The organism is Coprococcus sp. AF16-5, from assembly GCF_003479365.1.
GTDB classification, from domain to species: domain Bacteria; phylum Bacillota; class Clostridia; order Lachnospirales; family Lachnospiraceae; genus Coprococcus; species Coprococcus aceti.
Window position 1 is genome coordinate 1,059,373 of sequence record NZ_QUGZ01000001.1, and the last position, 14,512, is coordinate 1,073,884.

The following is a 14,512-nucleotide window of genomic DNA, read 5'->3' on the forward strand; positions in this document are numbered from 1 at the left end:
TCCTTTTGCGGTATTTCTGTCACACTTTTCTGAGCAATACTCTGTCTTTGCCGTATTCCATCTGGAGCGCGTACACCACGCCGGAATTCTCATCCACACAGAATCCCCGGCCCATATTCTTCGCCTGTCTGGACTTCTTGAGCTGCACGTACACCGGACATGTGCCCTTGTACTCCTCAAGGATCGACATAAATGCAGACTCGTTCTTCATGTATTCGTCCACATCATCGAACAATACCCAGAGCTGGCTGTTGCTCTGAACAGGCTTCTGTCTGTTGTTCCATGGCTTCCCCGACTGAAAGCTCTTGCCACCTTCTGCCTCCTCAAAGCTTATCATATCCGACAATATGAGCTTGTTTTCCTTCTCGCCGAGATTCGCCCTGCCCCTGACAAACACTCTGGAATCCACCAGAAGTCTGTCCCTGAACTTCTCGAAATCCCTCGGGAATACTATAACCTCGACCTGTCCGACCAGATCCTCTATAGTCACATACGCCATATTCTGATTGTTCTTGGTGAGCTTCACCGTCACCCTTGATATGAGTCCGCCGATGACATACATTGCATTGTCCTGAAGCTTCTGTCCATCTCCGTCACCCTGATCCTGGCTCATCTCATCGTCATCCTCGGTGTCCACCACGAAATCCGTCGCCTGGGCCGTGCATATTCTCTGCATAAGCTCGATGTATTTGCCAAGCGGATGTCCCGATATATACACTCCGAGCACAGACTTCTCAAGCGCCAGCTTCTCCTGATCTGAATACTCCTCCACATCAGGGTAAGGCACGAGATTGCTCTGCACAAAATCGTCTCCCATCAGGTCAAACAGAGACATCTGCCCTGACTCCCTGCTCTTTCTCTCCCTTGCGGCTTCCTCCGCTATGGCCGGCAGAGCCATCATCATCTGCTTTCTGTTTGCTCCCATATCATCAAATGCACCGCTGAGTATCAGAGCCTCAACAGTTTTCTTATTTGTGTCCTTTGAAGGCATCCTTGTGAGGAAATCCCTGAGATCCTTAAACGGTCCATTCTTGGTCCTCTCCGCCTCTATCCTGTCGACAACAGCACCGCCGACACTCTTTATACCGGAGAGTCCGTATCTTATCTTGCCGTTGCTTATGGAGAACTTTGCCACTCCCTCATTTATATCCGGAGGGAGCACCTCAACTCCCATCTGCTTACACACACTTATATACTTTGCAACCTTGCCATTGTTGTCAATTACCGATGACATCAGCGCAGCCATGAACTCCACCGGATAGTAATACTTAAGGTACGCTGTCTGTGCCGCAAGTACCGCATATGCCACGGAGTGGGACTTGTTAAATGCGTACTCCGCGAACTTCATCATCTCGTCAAATATCTTATTTGCCACAGTCTCCGAGATTCCATTTGCCACGCATCCTGGAACATTGAGCTCCTTGTTGCCGTACACAAAGTTATGACGCTCCTTCTCCATCTCCTCAGGCTTCTTCTTCGCCATGGCTCGGCGCACAAGGTCACTTCTTCCCAGCGTATAGCCCGCCAGCTTCATAACGATCTGCATTACCTGCTCCTGGTAAATGATACATCCATAAGTCGGCTCAAGTATCTCCTCGAGCTCAGGAGTATCATAGTGAACCAGCTCACGGTTCTCCTTGCCCCTGATGTAGTCGTCTATGAACTGCATAGGACCCGGTCTGAACAGAGCAACACCGGCAATTACATCGTCCAGACTCTGTGGCTTCAGCTTCATCATGAAGTTTCTCATGCCCTCACTTTCGAGCTGGAACATACCCTCGGTCTTTCCCTGTCCCATGAGTCCAAGTATATTCGGATCATCGTAATCTATATTGTCTATGTCTATATCCTTGCCTGTTGTCTGCTTGACAAGCTTGACTGTATCCTGCACAACGGTCGCCGTTCGGAGTCCCAGGAAGTCCATCTTGAGCATTCCCAGATGCTCCACCGTGTTCTTCTCAAACTGGGTTACCACCGCGCCCTCGGCTCCAACTGACAAAGGCGCATACTCCTCTATCGCCTCACGGCCTATAACCACTCCCGCCGCATGCATTCCTGCATTTCTAGGGAGTCCCTCAAGCTTTCTGGCTATGTCCACAAGCTCCTTGATCTCGTCCGAGCCCTCGTACATATCCCTGAAATCCTTGCTCGTCTTGAGTGCTATATCTATGGTCATATCCTTCTCTGCAGGTATTGCCTTTGCAAGGGAATCACACACCGCATACGGGAGATCCATGGCTCTTCCAACGTCCCTTATGACGTTTCTTGCGCCCATGGTCTGATATGCTATTATCTGTGTCACGCACTCCTCGCCATATTTCCTTACGCAGTAGTCGATGACCTCCTGACGTCTGATATAGCAGAAATCTATATCAATATCCGGCATGGATACTCGCTCCGGGTTCAGGAATCTCTCAAAGAGAAGGTTGTACTGCAAAGGCTCAATGGTCGTGATGTCCAGACAGTAAGCAACCACACTTCCAACCGCCGAACCTCTTCCAGGTCCAACCGCAATTCCCTGCGATTTTGCAAAATGAATGAAATCCCACACTATCAGGAAATAATCCACAAATCCCATGCTCTTTATGACAGACAGCTCATAATCTATTCTCTGTCTGACCTCGTAGCCGTGGGTTCCCTCGGCCATCTTACCGGACTCCTCATATGTAAATCCGTACTTTTTCTCCATACCCTCATATACCAAATGATCCAGATATTCCTCCGCGGTATATCCCTCCGGCACATCGAATCTCGGAACCTTCTGCTCGCCAAATACGATATTCACATTACACCGCTCTGCGATCTTATGTGTATTCTCCAGAGCCTCCATGGCATATGGGAACAGCTCAGCCATCTCCTCCTTTGATTTGAGGTAGAACTGACCTCCATCATAGCGCATTCTGTTCTCGTCCTGAACCTTGTGATTAGTCTGTATACACAGGAGAACATCATGTGCCTCCCAGTCCTCGGCATAGATGTAGTGCGAATCATTTGTCACGACCATAGGGATACCCAGTTCCTTTGACAGACGCATGATCCCCGCATTCACGGTTGCCTGCTCAGGTATTCCGTGATCCTGCATCTCCAGGAAATAGTTGTCCTCTCCAAATATATTCCTGTATCTTATCGCAGTCTCCTTCGCACCGTCGTAGTCGCCCTTTCTGAGCTTTGTCGCAACCTCACCGGCAAGACACGCGCTGAGCGCTATAATTCCCTCGTGGTACTTCTCCAGCACCTCCATGTCGACCCTCGGCTTATAATAAAAGCCCTCAGTAAATCCTCTGGTCACGATCTTGGACAGATTGTGATATCCCAGATCATTCTCCGCCAGAAGTACAAGGTGATAATATCTGTCATCGCCCTTTCCTACTTCCCTGTCAAATCGTGATCCCGGACTGACATACACCTCACATCCGAGAATAGGTTTTATCCCCTCTCTGAGACAAGTCTCATAGAACTCTATAACACCGTACATGACGCCGTGATCCGTTATTGCGAGGGAATCATATCCCAGTTCCTTTGCCCTGCGCACAAGTCCGTCTATCTTCGCCGCGCCGTCCAGCAGACTGTAGCCTGTATGCACATGCAGATGTGTAAACTCCATATGTCTCCTCCTTATTTGTTATGCAGTATCTCCCGCCTTATATAGTCAAATGTATAATCTTCGCCCTTCTCAGCCAGAGTCGTTAGCATGTCCTCCAGCAGATCCGCCGATTCAGGGTGCAGATGATGTCTGGATCTGCCCCTCAGATAATACTCAAGCGGAAATGAATCCGTATACTTATCACCATTATAATTCTTGCTGGCAGCCACCCTGTCGCAGAACATCTCCACAACGTACTTCTCCGGCATGCGCATTCCCACCAGCTCCACACAGTTCCTGTCAACACTGTAGTCTACCCAGTATTCCAGATGGTGCTTGTTTCTTCCCTTGTGGTGCAGCCATGCGCTTGAATACCCCTTGCTCTCGCGCTCCGCATCATTCGGGCTTCTTGTTCCCTGATAATACTTTGCCCCGACTGAGAACTCAGTCCACGAATACTTTGACAGATCGTGCACAAGCCCCTGCCAGTATAATCCGCACTTAAAGCAGTTATGCATGACCATTCTCTTATGTCTGTTTATGGTTTTCAAATGTCTGTACCATTTTGGAGCATCCATATCATCCCGTCCTTTCCCACTGAGTACAAAAGGCTGCCGCAAAAACTTTTGCAGGCAGCCTTCCTCAATATTGAAGCCGAAAAAGGGACTCGAACCCTCGACCCACGCATTACGAATGCGTTGCTCTACCAACTGAGCTATTTCGGCATCTATAAATTACTACCATACGCTATCGGTTAGAAACACCAGATACCATATAGCGGTATATTTACCAATCCTTTATCGACAAACATGTCATCTGTAGATATCCTCACTGAAGTCTGATTGTCATATCTCTGTTTGAATACTCTGGAGCTCTGGGCCTTGGTGTGCGGACTTGTCTGAACATCCACTGGAATGACCTCTCCATCGCCCTCATACACGAAATCAACCTTCGCTGTGGCCGATGAGATCCAGAAATACAGATCCCCGATACTCCTGTTCACATACAGCTCTGCAAGAGCGTACTGCTCTGCTATAACTCCATCCATCATATCAAGAACATTATCTGTGTCAATATCCTGAACCAGAATACCAGCCATGACCCTGAGCAGACCATGATCAAGATGATACAGCTCAAATGACTTGTCATCCTTCTGGTTTGCCAGAGGAAGCACTCCATTCCTGACTCTGTACACCTGACGCACAACGCCCATCCTGACGATCTGATCAACTGACGCCTCGTACTCCCTGGCACGGGCCTTCGGATCAACGTATCCATACATGAACTTCTTGTTCTCCTTGGTAAGCTGAACCGGAATACTGTTCCATATCGCCATGACCTTGGTAAGATATCTCTTCGGAGTGGAGTTTATCAGATATTCAGTAGTTCTGTCAAGTATAGACTTCAAAACCACATCAACTCTTCTGAGATCTCCTGTCTTATAATATTCATCCACCGCCTCCGGCATTCCTCCGGTCACGAAGAAAGTCTCAAGCATTGTCTGGACGCTGTCCCTGACCTCATCCGGCATCGGTGTGATCTTCTGGTTCTCTATAAATGCACAGAGCTTTCTGCCCTTTCCCGCTTTCAGGAATTCCTCAAAGTTCATAGGCATCATCTCATATACGCATATGTCATCCTGGCACTCTTCCTCTCCCGGGATTGGTCCACAGGATGTCGCAATGACACAGATCCTGCAGTCAGTATTGTATCTGCTATACTCAACAAGGTTGCCGAGCAGTCCCACACAGTTCTGCGCATTGTCAAATATAAGAAGCTTATCCTTGAAATCATACTTGTCAAGCGACGTTGTAAGCTTGGCATGAAGCTTCTCCGGCCTCCTTTCCTTTGCTGCATATGCGGCAAAGTCCGGATACTTGTCCATGTCTATTATTATATGATCCTCAAAAAATCCCATGGCAAAATCAGCCACAGCCCATGTCTTGCCAACAAACTTGCCACCACGGACAACTGCAATCTTATCCGCTCCGGTCTCATACCATGTTGCAAGGTCATTCATAACATTTCTAAACAAGCATCTCACCTCGATTCGACCACTTTTTCCAAATCTATTATAGGATACCACTAAAAATTTGCAATGTAAATAGTTAAACCCATATCATTGCACTCTCTGATTTTTTATCACTTTATACTATTCATACAGGAATTTTTCCCTGAAATACGTCTTAAGTGCTGGTTCATCGATATCCATGTACTTCATCACAACCTCATACAGGAACTCCTTATAATATTCCCAGTCTTTTCCCGACATATCCAGCTCCTGTACATCCTCATAGAATATCTCTCCAAGCTTATTGCGAAGTCTTATAGTCGCTACATATAAGTTGATATTACCATTTGCATTCTCTGACTTCATCACATCCACCGTCATGTCTCCATACTTCAGATGGGTCTCTCCACGCATGATCCTTACTTCCTTCTCAATGCGCGAAAGGCACTTCTCCTCCACCATATCCCGCAGGAAATACCCACGATTTTCAAACAGATATTTCTTTATGGACATGAGAATGATCTCATTCTGAGAATAACCGGTATAATCAGATAATCTCTCCAAATCCCTAGCCATTCTGGAATCCATTCTCAAAGGCTTGCTCGTGAGCTCTCTCTTGTTAAGTCCCGGCATAATATGCTCCCTTTCTCTATCCCTATGGGGTAAAAAACCCGGAGGAGATATGTCCTCCGGGATCATTCTGATCTAATTGATATCCTGTTGTATTACTCGCCCTTGCCGATTGACAGGAATCCACTCTCATTAGCCTTCAGCAGGAATGCAAGACCGATATTCTTCTTGCCCTCCTCTGTCGCCTTGTAGATCTCACCTGTCTCAACAAGAGACTTGGCTATTGCAACTACGACATCCTTGAACTGCATCATCTGACGTCTGTCCTTAGAACTCAACTTAAATATGTACTGGTTCTTGGAGCTTATCAGAAGGATGCTGAATGTATGTACGTTATCCTTTGAAGCCCTTATTGCAGATCCGATCATTCTTGAGTTGGCAATGATGACATCCGCATTCTCATCAGGCAGATACTCTGAAACTATCAGCTTGTAGATCTTCAGGTAATCCTGCTCTGCCGTAGCATTGACAGGCATCTCGGCAACTGCAAACTCAACGACTGAATCAGCCATCTTGATAGTACCGCCATCATCGTTGATGACTGCGTTACACTCCTTTGGAACACAGAGTCTGAAGAACTTGTTCTCCACAACTTTCTGTCCCTTGGCAGGTTCTCTGAGTATGAGATCTACATAGTTCATCTCCAGCTTGTTCATCGCAACTATCGCTGACTCATCGCCGGTCTCAGCAAGATCGATAAGAGCGTCGTACAGGCTCCATATCTGCTGAGTAGTTGTAGGAACGAGCTCCATGAGCTTCTCAATAGCAGGAACATATCCCATACTTGCATTCTCTATGTACAGCTTGACCGCCTCATCGCTGGCCAGGCCCTTCTCAACCTTGTAATTGATAACCTTGAATAAGTTCTCCTTATCCCAGTCATCGAAGTTCGCATTGAACGCCTTCTCGAAATACTTGATACTCTTGATCTCGCCCTTGTAGTTATCCTGCTTCTCCTGTACCTGATAGATTCTTCCGAGCTCATATCCGGCACGGGCGCTTCCAAGACCAAGTGCTTCAAGGTAAGCCTTCTCGATCTCATATGGTGTTGCAATGTAGAATATCTGTCTCTGCTTCATCATGGCTATCTTGATAGCCGCTGACTCGCTTCCGGCCTCCACTGCACGCTCCCACTTCTCAACGGCTGTCTGAAGGTCCTCTCCCTTGAGATCCTCAAGATCCTTGATATAACCCTCAGCCTCCTGAATACCGTTCTCTCTGGCCTTCTTGAAGTAAGACAGCGCCTTGACTCCGTCTCTCTTCGTTCTGAGCAGACCATAATAATATATTCTTCCAAGATAGAATGCAACTCTCTTGTGTCCAAGACGCTCTGCATTCTCATACCAGTTAACTGCCTTCACATAATCCTTGAGCTGCTGGTCATATACGATTCCAAGAAGGAATGCAAGCTCAGGATCCTTGGTTGCCTCAAACAACTGCTTTGCATAACTTATAGTCTTCTCAACATCCCTGTATGGGCTGTCCTCATCGTAGTACAGCTCTATCAAAAGGTAACTTGCCTTTATGCTTCCAAGCTTAAGAGCCTGCTTTGCGGCTCTCATGGCGCCCTCATAATCCTCAAGGTAGTAGCAGTATATAGCCTCGTTATAATACTGCATATCCTTTCTGTTGGCACTGTGGTCACTGGCCAGCGTAGGATCTACAAACGCAAATGAGTTGGCTGTCTCAAATATGATCTCCTCGTACTGCTCTATGATCTCCATAGTAGCACACACGAATCTCATACATGCCAGTCTACGTCCATGATAGAAGGCAAATGACACGATTCCCTTCTCCATGTCCTTATGATAGTAAGTCGTACATATTCCATCTGCATACTCTGTGACATACGCCTTGAGCTGCAGCTCTTCGTCAAACGCATCGTTACAGTATCTCAGGTAGTTCTCAAGAGTCATCTTTGAATCCTTTGGCACACTGTCATAATATACATACATAGCAAAATCCTTATATGTAAGACTTGGTGCGTAATACTCCTCGCCTGTCGACTCGTTGATCGTCTTCACCCAGCCCTTTGGAAGCTTGTGGATGAATCCCTCAACCTGATCATGTACATATGTGTACTGATACTGAAGTCTTGAAGCCTCGATAACCTTGTAACGCGGCTCCTTTCCCTTTGCCTTTCTGGCCTCTGCTATATCCGTGTACAGCTTGTCCTTCTCCTCGAACTCAAGGCTGTCACCATGGGTACTCATGTACTCAACTCTCTCGTATGAAGCCTTCGCCTTGGCATCACCGGTATCAGCAAGCTTCTTGTACCACATCATGGCCTTGTCCAGATCGATAGGCACAACATAATCACTCTTGTTGCCGTACTCATCCACTCTGTTAAGTCCGCTCTCGTATATTGAACCGAGGCTCATATACGCTGCCTTTATACCGTAATCTGTGGCTGCAAGCTCATAATACTTGATTGCCTTTGAGAAGTTCTGAACCTCCAGAAGCATCTTGGCAAGCTTGAATATAACATCGCCGTCGTGGTTCTGATTCACATACTTCTCGTAATACTTGGTAGCTTTATTCAGATCCACATCCACAACTGCGTTGCGGTACTTTCCCTTCTCATAAAACTCTGCAAGTGCAAGAAGAGCATCATCCCCATATGACTTATACTGCGCATCCATTATTCCTATGTCTGCAACCTGTTCAAGTATGTTTACTGATTCCTCAGCATCTCCGTTGTCCATAAGGTTCATGGCCTTGTTGAACTGGAGCTCCACATTGTTGACCGGTTCCTTCTTTTTGGAAAATCTGGATACGAATGGTATCTTCTTTAATAATCCGTCAAAAAATCCCATATCCTGTTCCTCCGACAAATGTCCATTGATAAATTCATTTTACCACATACACATCCGAGGTGCAATAAATCATCCAAATTACTTATTGTTTTTTGTCAGATATTCTGAAAGTGCATTGACTGCTGCCTCTTCGTCAGCACCGTCTGCAACTATAGTGAGCTCACTGCCATTCTCGAAGCTCATGCTCATCATACCCATAATGCTCTTAGCATTGATTCTCTTATCTCCGGTAACAAGGTGAACCTTGCTGTCATACTGACTTGCAACCTGTACAAGAACTGCAACAGGTCTTTCCTCTGCCTCTCCCATCATTGATACAACAACTGTCTTTTCGATCATTACATCCTCCTTGGGCTCATCAACAGCCCCGCATTTCTTCTGCGATTTCACTTATTTTTCTTAATCTATGATTAACCCCCGACTTACCGATCGGCGGCGTCATCATCTCACCAAGCTCCTTAAGGGAAGCATCCTCATTCTCCAGTCTGGCAAGCGCCAGCTCCTGAAGGTTATCGGGCAGATATCCTATGCCCTTTGTCTCTATTATGTAATTAATGTCATTCATCTGCTTTACGGCAGCGCTCACGGTCTTGTTGAGGTTTGCAGCCTCACAGTTGACCCTGCGGTTGATATTGTTACGGATATCCTTCCTGATCCTTATGTTCTCCATATTCATCAGGGATATGTGTGCCCCCATTATTCCCAGCATATCAACTATCATCTCTCCATCCTTCAGATAGACGACGTAGTATTTCTTCCGCTGTATTATGCGGGCTTCCACACCAAATCCGTTTATTATCTCCTGTATGAACTGTGCCCTTCCCTCGTTCTCGCACACCACCTCCATGTGGTAGCCCTTGTTCGGATCACTGATTGATCCCGAGGTCATGAACACTCCTTTTATATATGCTCTTCTGCAGCAATCCTGCTGAACATCCATCCTGCTGACCTTCATGAGCTGACACTGCATCAGTCCTTCACACTCATGTTCATTTTCTATCTTCAAGGTCATCAGTATCGTATTGACAATCTCCGGAGAATTGATCTCCATCCTGTATACTCTGCTGTCAGCTCCGGTCCTTCTTACACTTGAGTCCGGAATATATCTGAACAGCCTCTTTATCAGGGAAGCTATCTCCTTTGCGATAACACTTCTCTCTGTAACTATCACCAGCCCGGCCGGTCTGCCAGCCCAATATCTCACATATGCCACCATTGAGATCATCGCAGCCAGCTCAGCTATCTGACAATGCCTCGCTCCTGGGACATTCCCTGCCAGCTCCATCTTAACGTCTGAAGAAAATGACATATTCCACCTGCTATACTATCTGTTATTACATGCTACAACTTCTTGACTATTGAATCCTTCAAAATATCCCTGTGAACTATCCTCACTGTATACTTTGACTTCTGCAAACGGGCATAGACAGCATTGGCTATCGTGACGGATCTGTGTTTTCCGCCTGTGCAGCCGATGGAAATGACCAACTGATTTTTGCCTTCCTTGATATAATTCGGTATCAAAAATGTTATCAGATCTATAAACTTTTCCAGATACTCAGGACCCTCCTTGCAGTTCATAACATAGTCCTGTATCTCTTTGTCGTTTCCCGTTTTCTCCCTGAGTTCAAGGTCATAGTACGGATTAGGCAGAAATCTCACATCCTGAACTATATCAGAATCCCTCGGTATTCCATACTTAAAGCCAAATGACATAACCGTAATTATGAAATTCGAATACTCCTCATTCTGCACAAATATCTTGTCAAGCTCCGCCTTAAACTCTCTCACAAGGAGGTTGGTAGTATCGATTATATAATCAGCCTCCTCCTTGAGGAAGCCGATAAGCTCACGCTCCTTGTTTATTCCATCTATTATTCGCCCACCCTTGACCGAAAGAGGATGGTTTCTTCTAGTCTCTTTATAACGCTTTACCAGAGTTGCATTGGAACACTCAATGAACAGGATCTCATAATTCATGCCCTCTCTTCTGATATCCGCCAGGCACGAATTGAGCTGTGACAAAGCCCTTCCACTTCTGATATCAACACTGATAGCAACATCATCCACCTGGATCTGCTCATCATAAGCGATCTCGGCAAACCTTTTTATAAGCTGGATAGGCAGATTATCAACACAGAAAAATCCGGCATCCTCAAGCGTCTTAAGCGCCGTTGCCTTTCCTGCTCCACTCATTCCTGTCACAATAACAAATCTCATGCTCTGTTCTCCCTGTCTCACTGAATGCTAGAAATCGCCAAGCATCTTCACCTCAGGCTCCAGCATCACGCCAAACTGATCCATAACCTTCTTCTGTACATCACGGATCAGACCTGTCACATCAGCAGCGGTTGCACCGCCCCTGTTCACAACAAATCCGCAGTGCTTCTCGGACACCTGCGCTCCTCCCACAGAATATCCCCTGAGTCCTGCATCCATTATAAGTTTACCCGCAAAATATCCCTCAGGTCTCTTGAATGTAGAGCCCGCCGACGGATACTCAAGCGGCTGCTTTGTTCTTCTGGAATCCGACAATTCCTTCATTCTGTCATCTATATCCTGCTGCACACCTGCTGTCAGCTTCATGGTAACCTCAAGAACTATGAGCCCCTCAGCCTCCACAGCACTGTGTCTGTACGAAAAATCCAGTTCATCCGACGACATATCATATATATGTCCATCGGCATCCATCACCTTGACACTGGTGACAACGTCCTTCATCTCACCACCATAAGCTCCCGCATTCATATACACCGCACCGCCTATAGTACCGGGGATCCCGGAAGCAAACTCAAGACCGGTCAGCGAATTATCCCTTGCCAGTCTGCTGACTCTCACCAGCTTCGCCCCGGCCTGGGCTGTTATCACATCACCATCAACTGTTATCCCATTCATATTGTCCATTATATTGATTATCATACCCCTGTAGCCAGCATCCGACACAAGCAGATTACTGCCATTACCAAGGACAAAATACGGTATCTCACATTTCCGACAAAGTTCTATAAGCCCCGCAACCTGATCTGCATCAGAAGGACTCGCAAAATAGTCGGCAGGACCGCCCACCCTGAAGGTAGTGTGTGCGCTCATCACCTCATCTGCGCTTGCATTCTTCTCTCCGGTTATCTCTCGAATACTGTTCAATATATCTAAATCTGACATGTCAACCTCATACAATCTGTCTTCTATATTTTATTCACATGTGCATGCATTTTAAAACAAAAGTAAAAGCACCCTCTGTCACAGAGAACTGCTTTTTTCTTAACATACACAATAAAAGTCTTTAATATATTGGATTTTACGGCACTATTCATCACCATTAAATTCATCATACATTAAAGACTTTTATAATTCAATATTAAAATTTAATATAAATTTACCATCTTTCGCAAAACCTTTGGATATTTTCACAAATTCTACTGGTAAATTTTACCGAAATTACATTCAGGTCAATTACCTTCCAAGTATGCTGCATGCACTTCCATAAATACCTGCATCATTGCCAAGCTGTGCAAGCGCGAACTTTGTCTGTCTGCATGCATGGAATGCATAATGCTCGAAATACTTCTTTACTGAATCTGTAAGTATGGAGCCCGCCTTTGACACGCCTCCACCGATTACAAATATCTCAGGATCAACTACACATGCTATCTGTGCAAGCGCACGACCCAGGATACGTGCCTGTGTATCAACTATCTCAAGTGCAAGCTCGTCTCCTGCCTTTGCTGCGTCAAATACATCCTTTGCAGTAACAGCCTCGAGCTCACGGAGAGTTGACTTCTTATCTGAAGCTGCCATAGCTCTGCCCGCAAGTCTTACCACGCCTGTTGCAGATGTGTACTGCTCCAGACATCCCTTGTTTCCGCATCCACATGTCTCAGTCTCTGAATCGTCAACACATATATGTCCGATCTCACCGCCGGCACCATTCACGCCGAACAGCATCTTGCCGTTGAGTATGATTCCGCCGCCAACACCTGTTCCAAGTGTTACCATTACCAGATTGCTGTGGCCCTTGCCACCGCCCTGCCACATCTCTCCGAGCGCAGCGACATTTGCGTCATTTCCAGCCTTTACAGGATATCCGACCAGCTTCTCCAGCTCGTCCTCAACATTCAGTATTCCCCATCCGAGGTTTACACACTTGAGAACCGTTCCATCCTCCTTGACAGGTCCCGGAACTCCGATTCCAACACCCTCAACATCTTCCTTTGCAAGCTTCTTGCTTTCAATAACTTCCTTTATAGAATCAGCAATGTCCGGAAGAACATTCTTTCCACCGTCCTCTGTGCGGGTCTTGATCTCCCACTTGTCGAGCAGTTCGCCCTCAACGGTAAAAAGTCCCATCTTTACTGTAGTTCCTCCAACATCAACTCCAAATACATACTTAGCCATGTTTTTTCTCCTTCCACATTCTCCGCTTTTTATTGTAATATCACGGCCGGCAGTCATTTACTGCTTGTCACCACCGCCGTTGCCCTTCATAATATTCTGTGTAACTCTGTTATAAAGCTCCTGAGCTGCATTGTATCCCATCTTCTTCTGTCTGTGGTTTACAGCCGCCGACTCAACTATGATCGCGATATTTCTTCCCGGTCTGATAGGTATGTTGTGACTTACCACCTTATTTCCCAGAAACTCCATATAATTGTCCTCAAGTCCTAGTCTGTCGTATTCTGTATCTTTGCTCCACTCCTCCAGGTTGATGACAAGATCGATATTCTGATCTATCTTAACGCACTCAACACCAAACAGTGATTTCACATCTATTATTCCAATTCCTCTGAGCTCAATAAAATGCCTTGTTATGTCAGGAGCTCTTCCTACAAGAGTTGCATCGCTGACCTTCTTGATCTCAACCACGTCGTCCGCAACAAGTCTGTGTCCTCTCTTCAGAAGCTCCAGCGCCGCCTCCGACTTACCGATTCCACTCTCACCCATTATCAGTACGCCCTCGCCGTATACATCGACAAGAACCGCATGCACCGATATTCTTGGAGCCAGCTCCACATGCAGCCATCTGTCCACCTCATGTACAAATGCAGATGTGACCGCATCGGATGTGAGTACTGGAACCCCATGCTTCTTTGCCATCTCTATGATAAATGGATATGGCTCAAGGCCTCGGCAGAATATAAGGCATGGCGGCTTGTATGAGAAGAACTCATCCATGATGCGCTTGTTCTCCTCCTCAGTATGCATAGCTGCCACATAGGCATGCTCAACATTACCACAAATCTGTATTCTTCCTGCATCAAAGTGCTCGAAGAATCCACCAAACTGTACTGCCGGTCTGTTCATACCCGGATCCTGGATAAGTATCTTATCCGTATCAATCTCCGGAGTATGGTTCTTGAGATCCATCTTCTCTATAAGCTGTGTAACCGTAACACTGTAAACCATATAAACCCTCTGCAACACCGAAACCGATGTTTTTCCTTTCCTAATATAGTCAATATGACTTATTTTATC

At 46.3% G+C, this 14,512-nt stretch carries 11 protein-coding genes and 1 tRNA gene; all 12 read right to left on the minus strand.

Going from position 1 to position 14,512, the window contains the following annotated elements; all coding sequences use genetic code 11:
- Positions 1-19 precede the first annotated feature (19 nt).
- Positions 20-3,604 (minus strand): DNA polymerase III subunit alpha, encoded by a 3,585-nt coding sequence (locus DWW70_RS04700; protein WP_118649311.1) that lies wholly within the window; start codon positions 3,602-3,604, stop codon positions 20-22.
- An 11-nt stretch (positions 3,605-3,615) separates the two neighbouring features.
- Positions 3,616-4,161, minus strand: a complete 546-nt coding sequence (locus tag DWW70_RS04705; RefSeq protein WP_015533282.1) for a DUF5662 family protein — start codon at positions 4,159-4,161, stop codon at positions 3,616-3,618.
- Positions 4,162-4,235: 74 nt separating this feature from the next.
- Positions 4,236-4,308: transfer RNA gene (locus tag DWW70_RS04710), tRNA-Thr, on the minus strand.
- A gap of 29 nt (positions 4,309-4,337) precedes the next feature.
- On the minus strand, positions 4,338-5,618 hold the full coding sequence (locus tag DWW70_RS04715) for a DUF4143 domain-containing protein (RefSeq protein ID WP_022216601.1): 1,281 nt from the start codon (positions 5,616-5,618) through the stop codon (positions 4,338-4,340).
- A 117-nt stretch (positions 5,619-5,735) separates the two neighbouring features.
- Complete coding sequence (locus tag DWW70_RS04720) at positions 5,736-6,227, minus strand: hypothetical protein (protein WP_117548565.1); 492 nt, start codon at positions 6,225-6,227, stop codon at positions 5,736-5,738.
- Between the two features lie 92 nt (positions 6,228-6,319).
- Positions 6,320-9,040, minus strand: coding sequence for a tetratricopeptide repeat protein (locus DWW70_RS04725; protein WP_118649312.1), 2,721 nt, complete (start codon positions 9,038-9,040; stop codon positions 6,320-6,322).
- Positions 9,041-9,118: 78 nt separating this feature from the next.
- On the minus strand, positions 9,119-9,379 hold the full coding sequence (locus DWW70_RS04730) for an HPr family phosphocarrier protein (RefSeq protein WP_117548563.1): 261 nt from the start codon (positions 9,377-9,379) through the stop codon (positions 9,119-9,121).
- Between the two features lie 19 nt (positions 9,380-9,398).
- Positions 9,399-10,349, minus strand: a complete 951-nt coding sequence (gene whiA, locus DWW70_RS04735; RefSeq protein ID WP_118649313.1) for a DNA-binding protein WhiA — start codon at positions 10,347-10,349, stop codon at positions 9,399-9,401.
- Positions 10,350-10,381: 32 nt separating this feature from the next.
- Positions 10,382-11,260 carry an RNase adapter RapZ gene (rapZ, locus tag DWW70_RS04740; RefSeq protein ID WP_015533288.1) on the minus strand — a complete coding sequence of 293 codons (879 nt, stop codon included), beginning with the start codon at positions 11,258-11,260 and terminating at the stop codon, positions 10,382-10,384.
- A 27-nt stretch (positions 11,261-11,287) separates the two neighbouring features.
- Entirely contained in the window at positions 11,288-12,202 is a 915-nt protein-coding gene (gene murB, locus DWW70_RS04745) for a UDP-N-acetylmuramate dehydrogenase (protein ID WP_118649314.1), read from the minus strand.
- A gap of 291 nt (positions 12,203-12,493) precedes the next feature.
- Positions 12,494-13,435: an ROK family glucokinase gene (locus DWW70_RS04750; RefSeq protein ID WP_022216604.1), complete on the minus strand. Its 942-nt coding sequence runs from the start codon at positions 13,433-13,435 to the stop codon at positions 12,494-12,496.
- Positions 13,436-13,492: 57 nt separating this feature from the next.
- Positions 13,493-14,443 carry an HPr(Ser) kinase/phosphatase gene (gene hprK / locus DWW70_RS04755; protein ID WP_015533291.1) on the minus strand — a complete coding sequence of 317 codons (951 nt, stop codon included), beginning with the start codon at positions 14,441-14,443 and terminating at the stop codon, positions 13,493-13,495.
- Positions 14,444-14,512: the final 69 nt, after the last annotated feature.